The sequence below is a fragment of the Synechococcus sp. C9 genome, from assembly GCF_022984075.1.
Classification (GTDB): domain Bacteria; phylum Cyanobacteriota; class Cyanobacteriia; order Gloeomargaritales; family Gloeomargaritaceae; genus Gloeomargarita.
This window is the reverse complement of sequence record NZ_JALAAD010000001.1, coordinates 432,901-452,532: the sequence shown is the minus strand read 5'-3', so window position 1 is coordinate 452,532 and position 19,632 is coordinate 432,901. Positions and strand designations below refer to the sequence as shown.

19 protein-coding genes are annotated in these 19,632 nt (G+C 54.4%); 9 read left to right on the top strand and 10 right to left on the bottom strand.

Features of this window, described 5'->3' with window-relative positions:
• Positions 1–3: 3 nt before the first annotated feature.
• Positions 4–1,293, bottom strand: coding sequence for an FAD-dependent oxidoreductase (locus tag MLD66_RS02215; RefSeq protein WP_247215313.1), 1,290 nt, complete (start codon positions 1,291–1,293; stop codon positions 4–6).
• Positions 1,294–1,398: 105 nt separating this feature from the next.
• Here MLD66_RS02215 and MLD66_RS02210 point away from each other — a divergent pair, with 105 nt between their 5' ends.
• The 3 genes from MLD66_RS02210 to MLD66_RS02200 are packed head-to-tail and all read left to right on the top strand — an operon-like array spanning position 1,399 to position 3,572.
• Positions 1,399–1,782: a DUF302 domain-containing protein gene (locus MLD66_RS02210; RefSeq protein WP_247215312.1), complete on the top strand. Its 384-nt coding sequence runs from the start codon at positions 1,399–1,401 to the stop codon at positions 1,780–1,782.
• A gap of 46 nt (positions 1,783–1,828) precedes the next feature.
• Positions 1,829–3,067, top strand: coding sequence for a chromate efflux transporter (gene chrA, locus MLD66_RS02205; RefSeq protein WP_247215311.1), 1,239 nt, complete (start codon positions 1,829–1,831; stop codon positions 3,065–3,067).
• A gap of 16 nt (positions 3,068–3,083) precedes the next feature.
• The gene (locus tag MLD66_RS02200; protein ID WP_247215310.1) at positions 3,084–3,572 is read left to right on the top strand and encodes an isoprenylcysteine carboxylmethyltransferase family protein; all 489 of its coding nucleotides are present in this window, start codon (positions 3,084–3,086) and stop codon (positions 3,570–3,572) included.
• On the opposite strand, the gene MLD66_RS02195 is transcribed toward MLD66_RS02200, so the two are convergent.
• The 5 genes from MLD66_RS02195 to MLD66_RS02175 all read right to left on the bottom strand — a co-directional run bounded on the left by MLD66_RS02195 (position 3,569) and on the right by MLD66_RS02175 (position 8,455).
• A complete protein-coding gene (locus MLD66_RS02195) occupies positions 3,569–4,048 on the bottom strand; it encodes a chemotaxis protein CheW (RefSeq protein ID WP_247215309.1) in 480 nt (159 codons plus the stop codon). The two genes, MLD66_RS02200 and MLD66_RS02195, sit on opposite strands and share 4 nt — an antisense overlap.
• A 278-nt stretch (positions 4,049–4,326) precedes the next feature.
• Positions 4,327–5,028 (bottom strand): MgtC/SapB family protein, encoded by a 702-nt coding sequence (locus MLD66_RS02190; RefSeq protein ID WP_247215308.1) that lies wholly within the window; start codon positions 5,026–5,028, stop codon positions 4,327–4,329.
• Positions 5,029–5,240: 212 nt separating this feature from the next.
• A complete protein-coding gene (locus MLD66_RS02185; RefSeq protein WP_247215307.1) occupies positions 5,241–5,384 on the bottom strand; it encodes a hypothetical protein in 144 nt (47 codons plus the stop codon).
• A gap of 111 nt (positions 5,385–5,495) precedes the next feature.
• Positions 5,496–8,234, bottom strand: coding sequence for a magnesium-translocating P-type ATPase (gene mgtA, locus MLD66_RS02180; protein WP_247215306.1), 2,739 nt, complete (start codon positions 8,232–8,234; stop codon positions 5,496–5,498).
• A 68-nt stretch (positions 8,235–8,302) separates the two neighbouring features.
• Positions 8,303–8,455 (bottom strand): hypothetical protein, encoded by a 153-nt coding sequence (locus MLD66_RS02175; protein ID WP_247215305.1) that lies wholly within the window; start codon positions 8,453–8,455, stop codon positions 8,303–8,305.
• A 961-nt stretch (positions 8,456–9,416) separates the two neighbouring features.
• Here MLD66_RS02175 and MLD66_RS02170 point away from each other — a divergent pair.
• Together MLD66_RS02170 and MLD66_RS02165 are read left to right on the top strand one after the other, a co-directional pair.
• Complete coding sequence (locus MLD66_RS02170) at positions 9,417–10,274, top strand: MBL fold metallo-hydrolase (protein WP_247215304.1); 858 nt, start codon at positions 9,417–9,419, stop codon at positions 10,272–10,274.
• Between the two features lie 11 nt (positions 10,275–10,285).
• Positions 10,286–11,623 (top strand): aminopeptidase P N-terminal domain-containing protein, encoded by a 1,338-nt coding sequence (locus MLD66_RS02165; RefSeq protein ID WP_247215303.1) that lies wholly within the window; start codon positions 10,286–10,288, stop codon positions 11,621–11,623.
• A 374-nt stretch (positions 11,624–11,997) separates the two neighbouring features.
• On the opposite strand, the gene MLD66_RS02160 is transcribed toward MLD66_RS02165, so the two are convergent.
• On the bottom strand, positions 11,998–12,318 hold the full coding sequence (locus MLD66_RS02160; RefSeq protein ID WP_247218901.1) for a metalloregulator ArsR/SmtB family transcription factor: 321 nt from the start codon (positions 12,316–12,318) through the stop codon (positions 11,998–12,000).
• A 144-nt stretch (positions 12,319–12,462) separates the two neighbouring features.
• Here MLD66_RS02160 and MLD66_RS02155 point away from each other — a divergent pair, with 144 nt between their 5' ends.
• The 4 genes from MLD66_RS02155 to MLD66_RS02140 all read left to right on the top strand — a co-directional run bounded on the left by MLD66_RS02155 (position 12,463) and on the right by MLD66_RS02140 (position 16,399).
• Positions 12,463–13,158 (top strand): MBL fold metallo-hydrolase, encoded by a 696-nt coding sequence (locus MLD66_RS02155; RefSeq protein WP_247215302.1) that lies wholly within the window; start codon positions 12,463–12,465, stop codon positions 13,156–13,158.
• A gap of 56 nt (positions 13,159–13,214) precedes the next feature.
• Positions 13,215–13,766, top strand: coding sequence for a rhodanese-like domain-containing protein (locus MLD66_RS02150; protein ID WP_247215301.1), 552 nt, complete (start codon positions 13,215–13,217; stop codon positions 13,764–13,766).
• Positions 13,757–14,608, top strand: coding sequence for a sulfite exporter TauE/SafE family protein (locus MLD66_RS02145; protein WP_247215300.1), 852 nt, complete (start codon positions 13,757–13,759; stop codon positions 14,606–14,608). The genes MLD66_RS02150 and MLD66_RS02145 overlap by 10 nt, the downstream gene beginning before the upstream one ends.
• Positions 14,609–15,193: 585 nt before the next feature.
• Complete coding sequence (locus MLD66_RS02140; protein ID WP_247215299.1) at positions 15,194–16,399, top strand: aspartate aminotransferase family protein; 1,206 nt, start codon at positions 15,194–15,196, stop codon at positions 16,397–16,399.
• Here MLD66_RS02140 and cobT read toward each other — a convergent pair.
• The 3 genes from cobT to MLD66_RS02125 are packed head-to-tail and all read right to left on the bottom strand — an operon-like array spanning position 16,341 to position 19,473.
• A complete protein-coding gene (gene cobT, locus MLD66_RS02135; RefSeq protein WP_247215298.1) occupies positions 16,341–17,462 on the bottom strand; it encodes a nicotinate mononucleotide-dependent phosphoribosyltransferase CobT in 1,122 nt (373 codons plus the stop codon). The genes MLD66_RS02140 and cobT overlap by 59 nt on opposite strands.
• Positions 17,459–18,100, bottom strand: coding sequence for a DUF2232 domain-containing protein (locus MLD66_RS02130; RefSeq protein ID WP_247215297.1), 642 nt, complete (start codon positions 18,098–18,100; stop codon positions 17,459–17,461). Before MLD66_RS02130 ends, cobT begins: the two co-directional genes overlap by 4 nt.
• Positions 18,097–19,473 carry a site-2 protease family protein gene (locus tag MLD66_RS02125; RefSeq protein WP_247215296.1) on the bottom strand — a complete coding sequence of 459 codons (1,377 nt, stop codon included), beginning with the start codon at positions 19,471–19,473 and terminating at the stop codon, positions 18,097–18,099. Before MLD66_RS02125 ends, MLD66_RS02130 begins: the two co-directional genes overlap by 4 nt.
• Between the last annotated feature and the right edge of the window lie 159 nt (positions 19,474–19,632).

The following is a 19,632-nucleotide window of genomic DNA, read 5'->3' as shown; positions in this document are numbered from 1 at the left end:
GTTTTACACCTGCATCGGTTGCGCAAGCAAATGGGCGGGTGCGGGTTGGGAAAGAGCCAGTCCGAATAATAACCGGATGCCCAGTTTCTCAAACCAGGGCAACCCCAAACCCAAACGCATTTTAATCATAAAATAATGCTCAAAAGCCGCCTTTGCCCAGGTGACCCATCGCCCCGCCGCCGCATAGGAATAACGCCGTTGTCCCGTCATCGGGTCAGGGAGGACGGGTGCCGCGATGTAGGCAATGCCGGTTCCGCCGTAGTCGGCAAAACACAGGGCTTCCAGGGTGGGCACATGAGGTGGAGCCTGCACCGCCCCCAACGCCACTGCGATATTGTGTGCCGCTACCATCGCCATCGCTTCGGTCATCTGACCACTCTTGGGTAAACCGATGGGCACCAGAGTTTGATCCGGTTGGTCGAGATGCACACTCACCCCCACCCCGTAAATTTCCGGGTACTGGGGATGCTGGAGCGTCGGTAGGGTCGGCAAAAACCCTTTTTCGTTGCCCAGCCCCGATACCCGCACAAACTCCGCCCCCCGAAAGGCCGGTAAAATCATGCTGTAGCCAAAGGGAAACACCCGCCCATCCGCCAATTCCACCCGGTCGGGATGCACAGCGACAATCCGCGCATTGGTGACGGTTTGAATCCCCCGTTGGTGCATCAGTTTTTCCGTCAATTCCTGGGCATTTTTCACCTGCTTCACCCCCAAATGCCCAATGTAGGGTTCCGGGGTAATGTAGGTAATGTTGACCTGCTGACGTAGCCCCCGCCGCCGCAAATCCGCCTCCGCCAACAGGACAAATTCATAGGCCGGCCCAAAACAGCCTGCCCCCGGCGCCGCCCCGACCACCAAATCACCCGGATTTTGGACAAATTGCTCCCAGGCTGACCGAGCCGCTAGGGCATGGGCAGGCGTGCACACCGAATGGCTGTACACCCCCAACCCCGGCAGTAAATCATTCGCCAATTCCGCCCCACTGGCAATCACCAGATAGTCGTAGGGCAATTCCTGAGCCGCCGTGTACACCCGCCGCACCACCGGGTCAATGCGTCGAACCCGCCCCTGCACCCAGTCCAGGTTGTGGTAGCCAGCCAGCATCGCCACATCCAACTGCACCTGCGCCAGGGGAATCTGCCCCAACCCCACCTGCACCAGCCCGGGGACAAACGTAAATTGGGGGAACTCGGAAACCAACGTCACTCGGTGCTGCCGCCCTAAACGGTGCCGCAACTCATAGGCCGCCGGTAATCCCCCCAAACCCGCCCCAATCACCACCACGTTCGCCATACCTTCACCTCAGTTGACGTATTTAACTAAATAGTTATATATTCAATATACAGAATGTTTGTCCTTGGTGGCAAGCAGGGACAGTCAATCCTTGGGGAGGGAGGGATGTACTACTTTCAGCGCACGGTGGCGATGGATTTTGACCAAGTCCTCGTCTTAGTCAAAGAGGCACTCCAAAAAGAAGGCATGGGGGTGATGACGGAAATGGATTTACAGCGAGCTTTTCGGCAGAAACTCAACCAGGATTTCCGCCGTTACCACGTCCTCGGTGCCTGTCACCCCCAAGTCGCTTTTGATATGTTGCAGGTGGATGGTCGAGCGGCCGTCATGTTTCCGTGCAATGTGGTGATTCAGGAATGTGCGGATGGCTTGGTCGAGGTTGCCGCAGTTGACCCCTTAGCCATGTTTTTAATGATTTACGCTCCCGAGGCGAAGGAAATCGCCTTGAATGCCAGTGCCATCATGCAACGGGTGATCAACCACTTTTAATGACTTAGCAATTACTTAGCAATTTTGATATTTCGGAGGGAATCCAATGACAGACATTCCAGTTCCAGAAGGGCACTATTCGCAAAAAATGCCCAGCTTAACCGAGATGATGTGGCTGTTTCTCAAATTAGGTTCCATTGGTTTTGGGGGGGGCATTGCCATGATTGCCCTCATGGAAGATGAATTTGTCAAACGGCGGCGGTGTTTGGAAACAGAAGAGTTTTTGCATGGGGTCGCCCTCAGTCAAATTTTAGGTTCTTTTCCGGTCAATGCCGCCTTATTTATTGGCTATCGTCTGCATGGTTTTTGGGGCGGTTTATGGGCGAGTCTGCTGTTTTTACTCCCTTCTTTGGTGGCGGTGATGGTTCTATCGTGGTTCTATTTCACATTCAATCAAATTCCCTCTTTGCAGGCGGTTTTAGAGGGCATTGCGCCGGTGGTGATTGGCATTATTCTCCTGGCGGCTTGGTCTATGGGACAAAAGGCGATTGGCTCTAAGATTGCCTTGGGACTGGCTTTAGCAGGCTGTGTTGGCAGTTTAACCCGCATCAATCCCATATTGATTCTCGGTATGGCAGGCGTAGTTGGTTTACTGCTTAAATTAACCCCCCGCAAACCCCCCGCCAAAAAGTCTGTCAATCAGCCCCAAGCGGTCATTGGTTTACCGTTAGCCATGCAGGTTTTACCCCATCAAATCACCTCGGCAACCAACACGGTCGTGCCACCCCAGGCTGTTGATGTGTTCACCTTAGGTTTAACGTTTGTGAAGGTAGGATTGGTATTCTTTGGGGGTGGTTTTGTCCTGATCCCGGTGCTGAAACAGTTATTAATTGACCATTTGCACTGGTTGACGCAACAGGAATTTATTGATGGGGTGGCGATTAGTCAACTCACCCCAGGACCAATTGCAGTGATTGCCACTTTTGCTGGTTTTCGGGTCGGGGGATTGAGCGGGGCAATGGTCGCCACCATCGGTTTGTTTTTACCTTCAATTATCTTGATGTTTATCCTGTCTCGCTATTATCAAAAGGTGCGGCATTTACAGCCCGTCAAACACTTTTTATCAGGGGTTAACCCCGCTGTGGTTGGCATGGTTTTGTCTGCTGCGATTAACCTATTGCCTGCCATTATTCCCAGCGAACAACCCCTGCGGATTGGGATCAATATGCTATTACTTGCGGTTGCCCTATTGGTGATTGGCAAGCTAAAATGGCACCCAGCGGTTGGTTTGGGGATCGGGGTAATAACAGGTGTTATGGTCAGTTTCGTAACGGGTTTGACGTAAACGGGGGGAACTGGAGATGTTAGAAAAGTGGGGTTTTCGTTCGGATTGGTGGCGCAATCAACGGGGAGAATATTGGGTGCTGGGTCAAGCCGTTTTAGGTGTTGTTTTTATCCTGCTCCCCGTTGTCCCCGTAGGTACGTTACCCTTGAGCATAAAATTACCAGTTGTCATCCTACTGGGGGCGGTAGGGTTGTGCTTAGGTATGGGTGGAATTTGGCACTTGGGCAATAATCTCACGCCTTTGCCCCACCCGACCGATGACAGCCGCTTGGTGACGACGGGCGTTTATCGTTGGGTGCGCCATCCGATTTACGCCAGTGTGATTTTTTTGGCGTTGGCTTATGCCCTGTGGCGGATGAGTTTATGGCACGGTATTTGTGCTTTAGCCTTCGGTTTATTTTTTGACCGCAAAGCCGCCCAGGAAGAAGCATGGTTAACCGCCAAATTCCCAGAGTATCAGACCTATCAACAAACGGTGAAAAAGCTGTTCCCAGGGATTTACTAATTTGCACCCAAGGACTGGACAATGCCCTGCCCATCCAAAACCAAAAAAATCTGTTCCTGCACCCAATAGCCCCGCAAACACTGGGCTAAGACCGGGGTCATTTCCGTCCCAGGGGGCGACTGCAACTCGGCGAGGGGACACCAAAACATCTGCCCCACTTGGGCGACCACCAGCCCCAGCCGTTGTTTGTCCTGAGTGATTATCATCACATTGTAATTCATTTGTTGGGGGTACAGTTCTGGGAGGGAACCAAAACCCAACCAGTAGGCTAAATCCAGCAACCACAGGACTTCACCCCGCCAGTTGGCGACGCCCATCACCGCTGGGGGCATATCGGGAATCCCCACCACTTGGCTCAGGGGTAACGGGAGCACTTCCAAGCATTCGTGGGCAGGGAGCAGGGCTTGGTTAGTAGGCGACAGGGAAAAACTCAAGCAGAGCAGTTCTTGGTCGGTGGTGGCGGGCATCGGGGGCATTTCCGCAGTAGTCTTTGGAGTAATTACTTTAGTTTATTTTATTTATTTAAGGGCACCTCTATCAATTCAAAGTTAGCAGTCGCAGGGGGGCACCCCCCGCCCTTGGTTCTCGATAGCCTGCGTGGCGTAGCCATTAGGATCGGTATTCCAACGAGATAACCTTCAATTGGTTCAAATAAATAGGGGTGCCCTTAATTTAATATCACTGTAGCAACCTTGGACGGGAGCGGTGTCCTTGTGACCATTGTGAATGATAAAAAGGTTGCCAAAATAACGTTTCAGCCAAATTCCTGTTCAATAATGCGCCAGTGGGTGGCAATTACGCCCGGTTCTAAGCTCAGGCGGCTGATAATTTGTTCCACCAGGGCATCATCCCGTTCTTGGGTGATTAAATCCGCTTCGATACTGACCCGGTCGGGATGGTTTTCCACGTCTTCGCTGTAAAGGGAACGCAACCGGAGCTTGCCACCAGCCGCCGTTTGTAACAGCAATGCCCGCACATGGGCTTCGGCTTGGGCACGGCACATCACCTCACAGCGGTAGCAAAGTTCTAATTCCGTGCCTTTGAGGGGTTGCTGGTTGATGCGATGACCCAAGGGACGCAACAGCAAATTGGCTACCAGCACGGCTACGGCTCCCACGCTGGCGTGAAACAAAAGTCCTGCGCCCGCTAAAGCACCGATGGCGGCGGCACACCACAACGTTGCGGCTGTATTCAACCCCCTGACCGTCAGCCCTTCCCGCAAAATCACACCACCGCCCAAAAAGCCAATGCCAGATACCACCTGGGCGGCAACCCGGGTTGGGCTGGAATCCCCCGGAGTCAGAGCCGAGAGCATGACAAACAGAGCCGCCCCCGTCGCCACCAACGTATTGGTTCGCAAACCAGCCATGCGCTGTCGCCACTGGCGTTCTAACCCCAGGGCTGAACCGAGGAGAAACGCCACCCCCAGCCGAATGACAAACTCGATTTGAGTCATAAGCTATTCTCCAGTATGCCTCGCCGCTCCAACCAAAGCATTTTAACTGGAAACCTGGTGCATATCCCAAGGGAATTTTGCCCCCCAATTGGGTTCTCCCAAATATCAGCCAATGCCTTGGGATTGCCATCAAAATTTGGCAGGATACCAGCCCCAAAAACACCAAGTTTCCCGGCGCAATGAGGGGCTTGGTAGTATTAGCCAAAATCAAATCAATAACGGGGTCGGCGTTGTTGGGGAACGCCCTGTTTCATCAACACAACTACGATGAAATAAATCAAGGCATAGTACCCGATGAAAATAGCGGCAACAGCAAAAAGGGCGGCTAACGGATTCTCTAAGACATTGAAATTCATGGAACTATCTCCTAAGCGATAAGTGAACAAGGTTGAAGAAAAAAAACAGAACTTTATACCAGCTACCCCAAGCATGATTTTAGGGTAGCCAGTGTCCAGCCAGAAAAACCCCTACAACCATTTGCCAAAGGTGCGGATGTAGAAGCCCTTGAGGTACTGGGTCAACAGGCAATAGGAGCCGAGAATAAACCACAGCCACAGGAAATACCTGGCTGGTAGCGGTACCATCCCCAAGCCTGCCCCCAGCGGCGTGAACGGTAGGATCATCCCGGCGATGATGGCAGTACCCGTAGAAAGCAATACCGGCAGAGAGGGCCAGCTTTGCACAAAGGGCACCCGCGCCGTCCGCAACATATGCACCACCAGGGTTTGCGAGAGTAGCCCTTCCACAAACCAACCCGAATTAAACAGCTTTACTTCTTCTGGCGTATTTGCCCCAAACACAAACCACATAACGATGTAGGTGGCGTAGTCAAAAATGGAGCTAATCGGACCAATAAACAGCATGAACCGCCCGATATTGGGCACATTCCACTTCTGGGGTCGGCGGAGAAAATCCTGATCCACAGTGTCAAAGGGAATGGTGGTTTGGGACAGGTCGTAGATCAGGTTTTGGGTGAGTAATTGGATGGGTTGCATGGGCAAAAAGGGCAGTACGGCACTCGACCCCATGACGCTGAACACGTTGCCAAAGTTGGAACTGGCGGTCATGTTCAGGTATTTGAGAATGTTGGCAAAGGTGCGCCGCCCCTCAATCACCCCCCGCTCCAATACCATGAGATTTTTTTCCAACAGGATAATGTCCGCCGATTCCTTGGCAATATCTACGGCGGTATCCACCGAAATGCCCACATCCGCATCCCGCAGTGCCGCCGCATCGTTAATGCCATCGCCCATGTAGCCGACCGTATGCCCTTGTTCACGCAACAGCCGGATGATGCGGGCTTTTTGCAGGGGAGAAACTTTGGCAAAGATGGTGGTGGTGTCCAGTTGGGCGGTTAATTCCGCATCGCTCATCCGTTCAATCTGGCTACCCACCAGCACCCCCTGTACGGGCAATTCCACTTCCTTGCAGACTTTGCGTGTGACAATATCGTTGTCGCCCGTAATCACCTTCACCGTCACACCGTTATCCCGCAGTGCCCTAATCGCCTCAATCGCACTATCTTTGGGCGGGTCGAGAAAGGCGAGATACCCCACCAAAATCAGGTCGCATTCATCCTGGGTGCCGTAGGTGGGAACGGTATCCAACGGAATGGGCATTTCCTTGTAGGCGACGGCAATCACCCGAAACCCATCTTCATTCAGGCTTTGGGTCACTTGCAGTCCTTCCCGCCGCACAGCCTCACTCATGGGGATGATTTCGCCGTGATATTTGGCATGGGAGCAAACGTTGAACAGTTCCTCCACCGCCCCTTTGCAAATCAAGATATGCTTACTTTCTGCGTGTCCCCCCTGCGGTTCCACCACCACCGACATCCGCCGCCGCACAAAGTCAAAGGGAATTTCATCCACCTTGGCGTAGTTTTCCGCCGGTTTGAGTTCCGTATTTAATTCCACGTGTTCCAGCACCGCCGCATCCAGCAGGTTTTTTAAGCCCGTCTGGTAGTAACTATTCAGGTAGGCATATTCCAGGGGTTCCTCATCTTCCTGACCATGAATGTCCACATGGCGTTCCAGAATGATCTTATCCAGGGTCAATGTACCCGTTTTATCCGTACAAAGTACATCCATCGCCCCAAAATTTTGAATGGCATTGATGCGCTTGACCACCACCTTTTGATTTGCCATGACGACTGCCCCCCGTGCGAGATTGGCGGTCACGATCATGGGGAGCATTTCCGGGGTTAGCCCGACGGCAACGGACAGGGAAAACAGCAGGGCATCGAGAAGATTGCCTTTAGTCACCCATTGAATGAGAAAAACAATCGGCACCATCACCGCCATGAAGGTGATCAACAGGTAACTAACCCGGTTGACCCCCTGTTCAAAACTGGTGAGTACCCGCTTGCCCACAATGTTTTTCGCCAGGGAACCGAAGTAGGTGCGATCCCCCGTTGAAACGACCACCGCCGTCCCGGTGCCGCTCACCACATTAGTACCCATGAAGCAGACGGTGGGCGTATCCAAGGCACTCACCTGATCCGAGGGCACCTGCACATTTGCCCGTTTTTCCACCACACTACCCAAGGTGTCATATTTTTCCACCGGCAGGGATTCCCCGGTCAGCACCGCCTGACTCACGAACAAATCCTTGGAAGTCAACAGCCGCACATCCGCCGGAATCATATCCCCCGCCGACAACGCCACCACATCCCCCGGAACCAGGTCGCTCAGGGGCACCTCCCGGCGCACTCCAGGAGAACCGAGGTGATCACGGCGAATCACCGTAGCCGTCGTTCTGACTAGGGCTTTCAGCTTTTCTGCCGCCTGGGTGGAACGGTATTCCTGAAAAAACCGCAGGAAACCGCTCACCAGCACCATGACGGACAGAATTATCACAGCGGTAAGGTCTTTGTCCTCCGGCTCTGCAATGGCATAGTCCATCACATAGGAGACCGCCGCCAACGCCACCAAAATCCAGACAAAGGGATTGTTGAACGCCTTGAATAACTGCACATACCAAGTGGGTGGCTTTTCGTGGGTCACTTCGTTTTTGCCGTACTGGCGCAGGCGAGCAACCACATCCAACTCAGTGAGTCCCTGCCGATGGCTACTCAGAGAGAGCAACACCTGCTCGACACTACTGCTCGCTTCCTGTAGGGCACGCAAGGACAGTCGGGCATTTTCCAAGGCACGTTCATTGGTATTACCCCGGCGGCGGGTGGGGTTGGGCGCATTCCGCATCATTGACCTCCTTTTAATTCAAAGAGTGAATTTGCAAACATTTCCAAACCAAACAACAAATTCAAACACTTTCAGGTTTTAGAAAAAAACTGCCGGGAAACATCACCAATCGAGTGTTCATAGGCAACCAGCAACATATGACCCAGCGTGACAGCCAATAGGTCGGTTAGGGTGATTCCCACGAGTGCTTCGGCAACAGCGCAGGACAGGCAGATTTCAAACATGACCTCACCTCCATTCACCAAAAAATTGGAAATTAGCAAAAATTAATGGGGCTGAGAACTTAAACGTTCAACATTGAGACATGAAAAACCAACCCGTTTTGACAGCCCAAACGGAATCGAAACCAGTCCGCTTCTCTTAATCGCTAAGCAACAAACAATTGATGGCAAATTACATATTAATTAGCTGAATTTTCACCACCAACCATCTACCGCTTCAGCCCTAGGGAAACGGAAGCAAACTCACAGCATCATTCCAATTAAATGAGGGGACAAAGGTTTACCAACTGCCCCTGCACCTCACAGGTTGTCAAAATGCTGTACGGGATTCACCTAAAAACACACCCAGGAAAGCCGCCGTGCCCAATCCGACACTCGCTATGCTTCCAAGCGGGGGTGCAAAAAACGTCACCAAAAGGGGGATTTAAGACTTTTCATGGCTCATCTCCTTATGGGTACAATCGCCGTGCCCAGCGGCGACTAGAGATGAACCTACAGGCTCTAAACCAGAACCAAATCAGGTAAATTCATCTGCTCAATCGTCCACTGACCACAGCAGGAACTCTGGAAGGGGTCTTCATCCGAAGGGACAGATTCTTGCAAAGTAGCTATGCAACTACTACTGCCAGGAACGTCCATACCATTTGCCTCCTTACTTGGTCGAGGGTTAGCAACAAAATAACTTGATGCCTTTAATAAGGTAATCTAAAAAATTGTTTCGTGTCAACCACTTCCTAATTTAGAACAGGGGTCGCAGGGGGGCACCCCGGTTACCGGTTGGTTCCAATAAATAATATAGAGGTGCCCTAAAAATGAAATGAAAATGAATAAGCTGGGGGTCAACCGGGAAGAGTTGTCCTGGGATCGCTGGAGGTTATGAAAAAGCCCGCCAGGGAACAGCGGGAGTGGTTTACACTTCTCCAAATTGCGGTAGGCTGAAGTGCGAACCAAACGGGAATCAGGGATGAAACGACGGGAAATGTTAATTGGGGCTGGGGTGTTGGTGGCAACGGGGCGGGTGTTGGCTCAAGGGGCACCCCCAGGCGTAACCATTCAGTTTTTGGGGCATACCTGTTTTCTCTTGACCGGCGGCGGTTTACGGATTTTAGTGAACCCTTTTTTACCGGGGGGCTGTACCCAGGGCTACCGGCAACCCCGGGTGCAGGCGGATTTGGTGCTGGTGAGCAGTTTGTTGTTGGATGAGGGGTATGTGGTGGATTTACCGGGCGACCCCAGAGTGTTGGCGGTTTCCGGGGACTACGAACTGGCGAATGGGTTCAAAATATCGGGGTTTCAGACCAACCATGACCGGCTGGGAGGTCGCCGCTTTGGTGCCAATGTGTGCTGGAGCTGGACGCAGGCGGGCATCCGATTTTTGCACCTGGGGGGGACGGCGACCCCGATTACCGTAGAGCAACAAATTCTCTTGGGTAAACCGGATGTCCTGTTCATCCCCGTTGGTGGCAGAGATAAGGCGTTTAATCCCCAGGAGGCGGCGCAAGCGGTGCAAGCCCTCAATCCCAAGGTCATTGTCCCGACCCATTTCCGCACCCAGGCGGCGGATACAACCTGTGATCTATTCCCGTTGGAGGATTTTTTGGCACTCATGGGCACGGTTCCCGTCCGGCGGGTGGGGGACCAGGTCACCATCCGACCCGGCGATTTACCCAGCCAGGGGTCGATCATCCAGGTATTCAGCTACAATTTTGCTACCCCTGCCAAACCGGCTCAACCCACCCCTAAGCCCCAGGCAACCCCAACGGTTCAACCCAGCCCAAGACCAACCCCGCAAGTCACCCCTAGCCCAACCATTCCCCGTTAATTTCGTTAATTATGGTCACCACCCCTCTGGAATTGCATCCCCCCCTACCCGCCGAGGAATACGCTGAACGGCGACGGCGATTTATGGCGGCTTTGGGCAGTGGCACAGCCATTTTCACCAGCGCGCCCCACGCCTACCTACATGCGGATGTGGAAGCAGGCTATCGCCAGGATGGTAATTTGTTTTATCTGACTGGATTAAATGAACCCTCGGCGGTGGCGGTATTTGCGCCCCATCATGCGGAACATCAATTTGTGTTATTTGTTCTGCCCAAAGACTTAGAAAAAGAAGTCTGGACAGGCTATCGGGTTGGTCCAGAATCTGCCCCGGAATTATACGGTTGTGATGCGGCTTTTCCCCTCGAACAATTGGATGAAAAATTACCGGAATACGTGGAAGGGGCAACGCATATTTATTACCATCCGAGTCGGGATGAAGAAATGAATCAAAGAATCTACCGGCTCTGGCAAAAAATGTTAAATTTGCGCCAGCGTAAGGGCTATGGACCAACGGTTTTAGCCGATGTGAATCCTCTAATCCATCCCCTGCGAATGGTCAAAAGTCCGGTGGAATTGGAACGGATTCGTCATGCCGTCGCCATTGCCGCCAAAGCCCACATTCACGCCCAAGAAACCACCCAACCGGGAATGTTTGAATATGAAATTCAAGCAGGGATGGAAGCCATTTTTCGCCAACAGGGGGGCGCACCCGCCTATCCTTCCATTGTGGCTTCCGGGGCAAATGCTTGTATTTTGCACTACGGGGATAATATCCGCCAAACTCAGGACGGGGATTTAGTATTAATTGATGCGGGCTGTGGCTGGGGGTGTTACAACTCGGATATTACCCGCACATTTGCCGTGAATGGCAGGATGACGACACCCCAAAAATTGATTTATGACCTGGTATTAAAAGCGCAATTGGCGGCCATTAATGTGGTCAAACCGGGGGTGCCCTACGATCAGATTCATAAAACAGCGGTGCGGGTATTGGTTGAGGGTTTAATTGATTTGGGGTTACTCACTGGGGATGCGGAGGAAATTGCCAACGAAAAGGACGAAAAACAACAAAAATATCGCCCTTATTATATGCACCGCACTGGGCATTGGTTGGGCTTAGATGTACACGATGCGGGGATTTACTATCAGGAAAAAGAGTCCGCAACCCTTTTGGCTCCGGGGCAGGTATTTACGATTGAACCGGGTTTATACATTGGTCCCCATACCCAACCGATGGAGGGACAACCGGCGATTCCCGATGAATTTCGGGGGATTGGGGTGCGGATTGAGGATGATATTTTGGTCACGGAAACGGGTTGTGAAGTTTTGAGTGCCGCTGTGCCTAAATAACCAGTAGTTACCATTAGGTATCTCGATTAATTTGAGCCAATCCATAGCCTGTGTGGCGTAGCCATAAATCGCATTGTCGGCATACTTAATATTCCCCAGAACCAAGGGTGCTACGACCGCTAACTTTGCATTTGTAGCGGTGCCCTAATTACCAAAAAAAATCGCCAAGAAATTCCCATGCAGGCACGTCTATATCATTGGCACCAGCACCATATTATCCCAATAGAATACGGATATTGCTGACCACCAAAGATGAAAGGTGTGCCCCTACGACCACCTCTGTTAAATTAAATTCAATTAAATTCAATCAAATTAATTACATCATGCGGCAACTCCCTTGGGTTAGATGGGCTGGAAGCAAATTCCCCCGGCGGTCACAAGATGGAGTGAAACTCCTGGAGTTGAAATTCCAGGCGGTTGGCTAACCCCCGGGAAACCAGTTCGCACATCGGTAAAATCGTGGGGTCAGTGATTTCGTAATACACCTGTACCCCGTGGGGTTGCCGCTTGACCATCCCTGCCTGGGTGAGGATTTTGAGATGTTTGGAAACATTCGCTTGCCCTAACCCCGTCTCGGCCATAATCTGGGTCACGTTTTTCGCCCCATGCTTGAGACTACATAACACCTCCAACCGGCTGACCTCCGACAGCACTTTGAAGTACTCGGCCACCTGGTGGAGTACCGCTTTATTCATCACCGCCATAGTCTGCTGAATCTCCCTGTTATGAACTTATTGGCTCATTGTCCCATTATAGCCCCTGCCAACTGTTTGAATTACTAAATAGTGATATAATTATGTTACTATCAAAGAAAGTCCATTGGGACACAGGAGGGCAAGATGTGGTTTCGGCAGTTGTTTGACCGGGAGACCTGGACGTACACCTATTTAGTGGCTGACCCGGACACTCGGGAGGCGGCGTTGGTGGACCCAGTGTTGGAGCAGGTGGAGCGGGATATGCAGTTGTTGCGGGAGTTGGGGTTGACCCTGCGCTATGCCTTGGATACCCATGTCCATGCGGATCACATTACGGGGACGGGGAAATTGCGGGAGTTGACCGGGTGTTTGGGCATCGTCCCGGCGGGTGCCCAGGTGACCTGTGCGGACCGGTTGCTCCAGGATGGGGAGGTGGTGCAGGTGGGGGCGATTCCCATTCAGGCGATTGCCACGCTGGGGCATACGGACAGCCATCTGGCGTACTTGGTGAATCATACCCATTTGTTGACCGGGGATTCCCTGTTCATTCGGGGCTGTGGGCGGACGGATTTCCAAAGCGGGGATGCGGGGAAGCTGTACGATGCGATTACCCAAAGGCTGTTTACCCTCGATGATGCGGTCTGGGTGTATCCGGGGCATGATTACCGGGGGCATACGGTCTCCACGATTGGGGAGGAAAAACGCTGGAATCCCCGTTTGGCGGGACGTTCCCGGGAGGAATTTATTGCCTTTATGCAGGGGTTGAAGTTGCCCGACCCACAAAAAATTGCGGAAGCGGTGCCTGCCAATCAGCAGTGTGGGCAAGTGGCGGTGGTTTAGAAGCAGGAGTAATCATTCCTACATCACATTTACCTTACATTTAGGAGGCAAAAAAGATGGAGTCTATACAAACAAAGACAGGTCTGCAAAATTGGGATGTGGCGACGGTGCGGGAACGGTTGACAGCTGGGGAGATTGTTTTAGTAGATGTGCGGGAACCGGTGGAGTATGCGGGGGAACGGATTCCGGGGGCGATTTCCCGGCCTTTGTCCCAGTTCAGCGGGGAGGGTTTGTCCCCAGGGCAGGGGGTAGTGTTGTATTGTCAATCCGGGCGACGTTCCCAGCAGGCGGCACAGCGGTTGTTGGCGGCGGGTTGGCCGGAGGTTGGGCAGATGGATGGGGGCATGATCGCTTGGAAACGGGCGGGTTATCCGGTGGTGCGTGACCCCAAAGCACCCATCAGTCTGTTTCGGCAGGTGCAGATCGTGGCGGGTTCCCTGGTTCTGCTCGGAACGGTGTTGGGGGCGACGGTTTCTCCCTGGTTTTTGCTCCTGAGTGGGTTGGTGGGGGCAGGTCTGGTGTTTGCCGGGGTGACCAATACCTGTGCGATGGGGATGCTGTTGGCGCAGTTGCCCTACAATCGCCGGGCGGGGCAGTCATGGCAGTAGTGGTGGGTTATGCCCTGGCGGTGCTGATTGGTCTGAGTTTGGGGCTGTTGGGGGGCGGGGGGTCGGTGCTGGCTTTGCCCGTGTTGGTGTATGTGATGGGGATTGACCCGCAGACGGCGATTCCCATGACCCTGGTGATGGTGGGCACGGTGAGCTTAGTGGGAGCGCTTCCCCACATCCGGCGGGGGCAGGTGGCTTGGCGACCGGGGGCAATCTTTGGGCTGGCGACGATGGCGGGGGCATACCTGGGGGCCCGGTTGGCGGCTTTGCCGTTTGTGACCAGTACGGTGCAGATGACCCTGTTTGCGGGGGCAATGTTGGTGGCGGCTGGGTTGATGATTCGCCGCAGTTCCCGTACCCCTGCGGTGGAGGGTCCCTATGTCCAGCCCCTGTGCCGCTATTGTTGGCTGTGGTTGCCGACGGAGGGGGTGATGGTGGGGGTGCTGACCGGGTTGGTCGGTGTGGGGGGCGGTTTTGCCATTGTCCCGGCGTTGGTACTGCTGGCGCAGGTGCCCATGACCAAAGCGATTGGCACTTCGCTGTTAATCATCACGGCGAATTCTTTAGCGGGTTTGGCGGGCTATTTGGGGCGGGTGGATTTAGACTGGCATTTAACGGTGAATTTCACATTTTTAGCAGGTATTGGTACGGTGATCGGGGCGTATCTGGTGCAATATATCCATCCCAAACATTTGCAAAAGGGGTTTGGTTATTTCCTATTAGGAATTGCGGTGTTGGTGCTGTGGCAAAATCAAAAGTTACAAAAGCCCCGGGCGGAATCGAGAATGGATGGGATAACGGTTGTTACTTCCCGGGGGAGGCAGAGCCGTCTGTTAATATAAGCGTAAATTTTAATTATTATTTTAGGGCGCTTCTAAAAATGGGTCGCAGGGGTGTAGCCCCCGTTGTTGGTTCTGGAGAGTTTTTGTATGCCTACGACACGCCAGCTAACGCTAATCAAATAGGACTGCTATGTCCATCCCAAACATTTGCAAAAGGGTTATGGAATAGGGGTCGCAGGGGCACCGCCCCCGTACTTGGTTCTGGAGAGTTTTTGTATGCCTACGACACGCCAGCTAACGCTAATCAAACAGGACTGCTATATCCATCCCAAACATTTGCAAAAGGGGTATGGAATAGGGGTCGCAGGGGCACCGCCCCCGTACTTGGTTCTGGGAAATTTTTGTATGCCTACGACACGCCAGCTAACGCTAATCAAACAGGACTGCTATATCCATCCCAAACATTTGCAAAAGAGGTTTGGTTATTTCCTATTAGGAATTGCGGTATTGGTGCTGTGGTAAAATCTAACAATTACACAAGCTCCAGACTGATTTTCAAACTGATACGGTAGCTATTGTTACATTTCAGCATAGGTAGAGTCATCTGTTAACATTAGAAAGATTGTCATTTCATTGATTCTCGCCATGACTACCCTCCTGGAATCCCCCCCGACCCTATCGGCGTTGATGCCCACTTATAATCGGTTTCCGGTGATCTTGGTGCGGGGAGCGGGCTGTTGGGTGTGGGATGACCAGGGGCGGGAATACCTGGATTTTGTCGCTGGGATTGCCACCTGTTCTCTGGGGCACGCCCATCCCCGGTTGATCCAGGCGATGAATGACCAAATTCAGCAGTTGCACCACGTTTCCAATCTGTATCACATTCCCCTCCAGCAAGAACTGGCGGCATTTCTCACCCACCATTCCTGTGCCGACCGGGTATTTTTTGCCAATTCCGGTGCGGAAGCCAACGAGGGAGCGATTAAATTAGCCCGGAAGTACGCCCACACGGTGAAAGGGTATGAGTATCCGCTGATTGTCACGGCTCAGGCAAGTTTTCATGGGCGGACGTTGGCGACCCTGACGGCGACGGGGCAACCCAAGTATCAAAAACATTTTGACCCGCTGATGCCCGGATTTGTCTATGTGCCCTACAACGACCTGGAGGCATTGACCAAAACGGTTTTGGAACTGGAACAGGTGGCGGCGATTTTGCTCGAACCCATCCAGGGCGAAGGGGGGGTGCGTCCGGGAGACTGGGATTACTTCCAGGGGGTGCGGCGGCTGTGTGACGAACGGGGCATTTTGCTGATCCTGGATGAGGTGCAGTCCGGCATGGGGCGCACCGGGCATTGGTGGGGGTATGAATGCTTGGGAATTGAACCGGATATTTTTTCCTCCGCCAAGGGGCTGGGGGGCGGCATTCCCATCGGGGCGGTGTTATGTAAAGAGCAGTATAATGTCTTTCAACCGGGGGATCATGCCAGTACCTACGGGGGCAATCCTCTCGCCTGTCGGGCGGCACTCACGGTGGGTCAGACGATTGAGGAATTGGGGTTATTGGCGCAGGTGCACCAGCGGGGGGAACAGTTGCGCCAGGGGTTAAAGGCTTTGGTGGCGACCTACCCGGAGTGGTTCCAGGAGGTGCGGGGCTGGGGACTGTTGCAGGGTTTGGTGTTACAGCCGTCGGCACCCTTCCAGGCGGGGGATATCGTCAAATGGGCGATTGAGCAGGGACTGCTGTTGGTTCCCGCCGGAACGCAGGTGGTGCGGTTTGTCCCGCCTTTAATTGTTACAGAAGCGGAGGTGCAGATGGCGCTGGAACGTCTGGGGAATGCCCTGCGGCGTTGAGTAGGCTTTCGACGGCGGTCAACACCTGTTCATTGCCCCAACCGCAATACCAATGGGCAGACAGGGCGCAACCCCCAGCGGCAACCCCCTCTTTCACAAAGCCTTGTTCATAAACCCGCAATACTTTGTACTGGGAATGGCTGAAATCCAGGTCTGCTGAAACCAAGGGTGCCCCCAAATCCTGCGCCAGGGCGATAACTTCAGCACTGGGGTCATGGACGACCCAGCCGGTGGTGCCCACCAGTACCCGTTCCGGTTGCCAGGGGAGGTTTTCATGGGCGGCAATGGACTGGATCAAGCCCCACACCGCCAGCATCTGGGTGCCCCCAGCCAACAAAATCGGCACATCCCGATGGAGCGCCAGGGTGACCGCCGCCACCACCACCTGCATGGGGTCTCCCACCGCCGCTACCACCCTCCAGGGGTCGGACAAATCCCCCGCCCGTTGTAGCCCGCTTTGCACCACCTGCCATTTTTGGGCGTGGTTGCATTGGGGATGACTGCTACTCACCCGCCCCTGCGCCTGAACCCCTAGCCCCGTCAGTACCGCCAACGCCGTCGTGGTTCCCCCCACCACACATTCCCCCAGGATGTAGTAAGGCTTTGGTTGCGCCGTAAGCAAAGACTGCCCCCAGTCCCAGCCCTTTTGCCAAAGCTGATGTACCGTGTCCAAATCCATCGCTTGCCCCGTACTGACACAGCGGGCGAGGGTATGACCTAGATGTACCGCCGGAACCGACAGGGGCACGGGCAAACCCGTATTGACCAGGGTGACCGGGAGATGCAATGCCCGGACAATGGCGTGGGAAATATACACCGGCGAAGCCCCTTGGTACAGAGGGGGCAAGGGATAAACCGGGTGGGGTTGCACGCCCCGCAGGAGAAATTCCGCATCCGCCGCCGCTGTGGTACGCCGAGCCACTGGGGTCGCCCCCGCCGCCGAAATGCCTGGGATCAACGCCGTTTCCGTAAACCCCACCACGCAGACCAACCCCGGCGTTTGCCCCTGCACCTGCTCGCCCCAAGCCTGCACCCAATCCGGGCGATGGTGTCCCTGGATCATTCCTCCAACCCCAACCAGACCCGCAACCAGTTGGGCGGGGGGGGAACCGGCGTATCCAACCGCTCCAGCAACGCCCAGGACACCAACTGCACCACAAAGGTATAGACCGCCGCATTGACCATCACCAACCCCACCGTCGCCACCTGAATCCAAGCCACCTCCGGCTGTGCCAGAATCTGCAAACGCTCCAAAACCCATTCCAGAGCTTGGGTGCCTTGGGTGGTGACCAACAGCCAGAGATTTTCCCCCACCAACACCGACAGCACCGCAATCTGCCCGAAAAACCCCACCGTACCGACCCCAATTCCCTGCACCACCGTGGTGCCCCAACCCGTCCCCCGGCGCCAGTGGTAGCCCAACAGCAACGCCAAAAACCCATAGCGCAAAATGTATGCCAAACCCCGGGGCGGTCCCATCAATATCGAGAGCAGGAGAAAAGTTGTGCCCAAACCCAACCAACCCCAGCGATGCCCCCAGCGACGGGTTACCAACGCCAGGGGAATTGGTAAAAACAACCGCAGTACCGGTGTCAACCCCAAATAAAAACTCGCCAGCCACCCCAAACTCGCCGTACTGGCTAAAAAAGCCGTTTCCACCAAAGCCAAGGGCAATTCAGACCGAACCCGGGGCGCGCTCATCCCCCCCATCCCAGGGCGAACCCCGCCTGCCACGGCAATAGCACCACCAGGGCAAACAACAGTAAACCCCACGTCAGCCACACCCGCAGGTCATCCGGTTCCGTCATATCCTCCAGGGTGGGTCGTTCCGGTCGCCGTTGGATAAACAAAATCAAAATCCCCCAGGACAACAGCACAGGTTGGTTCAGCCCCAGCCACCCCACCACCACCAGACTCACCAAGCCCGTTGCCCGCAACATTCTATCCCCATACACCGCCTGAATCATGCGCCCCCCGTCCAGGCAACCCACGGGCAGGAGATTCAACGCCGTCACCACCAACCCCACCCAGCCCACCGTCACCAGCGGATGCAGACGCACCAACGGCTCTGTCAACCCGGCTCCCAAAACCAACCGTGCCAGCCCCTCCACCAGTAGGGAAGCCTGCAACCATTCCGGTTCCACCCACATCCCCCCCCCTTGCGCCGATATGCCCAACCCCACTAGCAGGAGGATCAAACTGACGATTGCTCCCACCCCAGGGCCAGCGGCGGCAATATCCCACAGCGCCGTGCGATGGGGAACCGCCGTGGCAAACCGGGTCACCCCCCCAAACGACCCCAATTCCGCCGTTGGCACCCACAAAGGCCACAACAAACGTACCCCGTACCGCCGTGCCTGCCACCCGTGCCCCGCCTCATGCGCCAGCAAAACCAGCCCCATCAGCAGTCCCCAGGGGGGAGCAATCTGCCAAGAGGTCACCAACGCCACCCCCAACAGCCCCAGGCTCAACCCCCGCAACCAGGGCACCATTTCCGTCTCCACCTCCCCCGTCGGCAAGATCACCAGCATGGGTCGCTGTTGCCCATCCCTCACCAGAAATAACCGGTAGGCATCCCCCAGCCGCTCCCGCAGTTTCGCCGTCAACACCCGATGCGCCTGCGCCGGATTGCCCCGCAAATTCCCCGCGACAATCGCCCCACCCCGATAAGGACGCAGTTCCGTCGGAAAAAAATACTCCCAACCCCACAGTTCCCGCAATTCCGGCAAACTCAAAAACGGGGTACCCTCAGATGCAGGTGTTACTTCCGATGCCGGGGAAACCGCCGCCGTCCCAGCAGATAGGGTCGGAGCAGGGAATAATCGCCGTCGCCACCACCCCAAGGTCACATAACCCAACTGAGTGCCTAACAAAAGCAATACAATTATTGTCAAATTTACCCGGATGCCCCCCGCCACCAGCCCCAACCACAGCCCCCAGGGCAACCCCAGCAAAAGCCACTGCCCCCACGCCAGCCGCTGATCCACCGTCAGTCCCCGGAAACGCCACCCCGCCGCCACCAACAACACCAGCAGTCCCCCAGTTAGGGCGACCAGTTCCCATCCATACGCCATGCCTATGCCTTGCACCTACCTTAGCGGTGAAACATCCCACTTCCCCATGCTAATTGAATTTTCCGCAGTGGTTCCAGGGCAGTAGCAATTTTCATCCCTGAATATAAAATCCTGTGGCAATGCCCAGAGGTGAATTTGACCGCATTTGAGTCGGAGTGC

What these genes read in the sequence shown, in the direction of transcription:
- MLD66_RS02175 (WP_247215305.1), bottom strand. Translation starts at nt 8,455, where the DNA reads ATGTTTGAAATCTGCCTGTCCTGCGCTGTTGCCGAAGCACTCGTGGGA.
- MLD66_RS02190 (WP_247215308.1), bottom strand. Translation starts at nt 5,028, where the DNA reads ATGACTCAAATCGAGTTTGTCATTCGGCTGGGGGTGGCGTTTCTCCTC.
- chrA (WP_247215311.1), top strand. Translation starts at nt 1,829, where the DNA reads ATGACAGACATTCCAGTTCCAGAAGGGCACTATTCGCAAAAAATGCCC.
- MLD66_RS02165 (WP_247215303.1), top strand. Translation starts at nt 10,286, where the DNA reads ATGGTCACCACCCCTCTGGAATTGCATCCCCCCCTACCCGCCGAGGAA.
- MLD66_RS02200 (WP_247215310.1), top strand. Translation starts at nt 3,084, where the DNA reads ATGTTAGAAAAGTGGGGTTTTCGTTCGGATTGGTGGCGCAATCAACGG.
- MLD66_RS02140 (WP_247215299.1), top strand. Translation starts at nt 15,194, where the DNA reads ATGACTACCCTCCTGGAATCCCCCCCGACCCTATCGGCGTTGATGCCC.
- MLD66_RS02195 (WP_247215309.1), bottom strand. Translation starts at nt 4,048, where the DNA reads ATGCCCCCGATGCCCGCCACCACCGACCAAGAACTGCTCTGCTTGAGT.
- MLD66_RS02185 (WP_247215307.1), bottom strand. Translation starts at nt 5,384, where the DNA reads ATGAATTTCAATGTCTTAGAGAATCCGTTAGCCGCCCTTTTTGCTGTT.
- MLD66_RS02145 (WP_247215300.1), top strand. Translation starts at nt 13,757, where the DNA reads ATGGCAGTAGTGGTGGGTTATGCCCTGGCGGTGCTGATTGGTCTGAGT.
- MLD66_RS02210 (WP_247215312.1), top strand. Translation starts at nt 1,399, where the DNA reads ATGTACTACTTTCAGCGCACGGTGGCGATGGATTTTGACCAAGTCCTC.
- MLD66_RS02155 (WP_247215302.1), top strand. Translation starts at nt 12,463, where the DNA reads ATGTGGTTTCGGCAGTTGTTTGACCGGGAGACCTGGACGTACACCTAT.
- MLD66_RS02125 (WP_247215296.1), bottom strand. Translation starts at nt 19,473, where the DNA reads ATGGCGTATGGATGGGAACTGGTCGCCCTAACTGGGGGACTGCTGGTG.
- MLD66_RS02215 (WP_247215313.1), bottom strand. Translation starts at nt 1,293, where the DNA reads ATGGCGAACGTGGTGGTGATTGGGGCGGGTTTGGGGGGATTACCGGCG.
- MLD66_RS02160 (WP_247218901.1), bottom strand. Translation starts at nt 12,318, where the DNA reads ATGAATAAAGCGGTACTCCACCAGGTGGCCGAGTACTTCAAAGTGCTG.
- MLD66_RS02150 (WP_247215301.1), top strand. Translation starts at nt 13,215, where the DNA reads ATGGAGTCTATACAAACAAAGACAGGTCTGCAAAATTGGGATGTGGCG.
- cobT (WP_247215298.1), bottom strand. Translation starts at nt 17,462, where the DNA reads ATGATCCAGGGACACCATCGCCCGGATTGGGTGCAGGCTTGGGGCGAG.
- mgtA (WP_247215306.1), bottom strand. Translation starts at nt 8,234, where the DNA reads ATGATGCGGAATGCGCCCAACCCCACCCGCCGCCGGGGTAATACCAAT.
- MLD66_RS02130 (WP_247215297.1), bottom strand. Translation starts at nt 18,100, where the DNA reads ATGAGCGCGCCCCGGGTTCGGTCTGAATTGCCCTTGGCTTTGGTGGAA.
- MLD66_RS02170 (WP_247215304.1), top strand. Translation starts at nt 9,417, where the DNA reads ATGAAACGACGGGAAATGTTAATTGGGGCTGGGGTGTTGGTGGCAACG.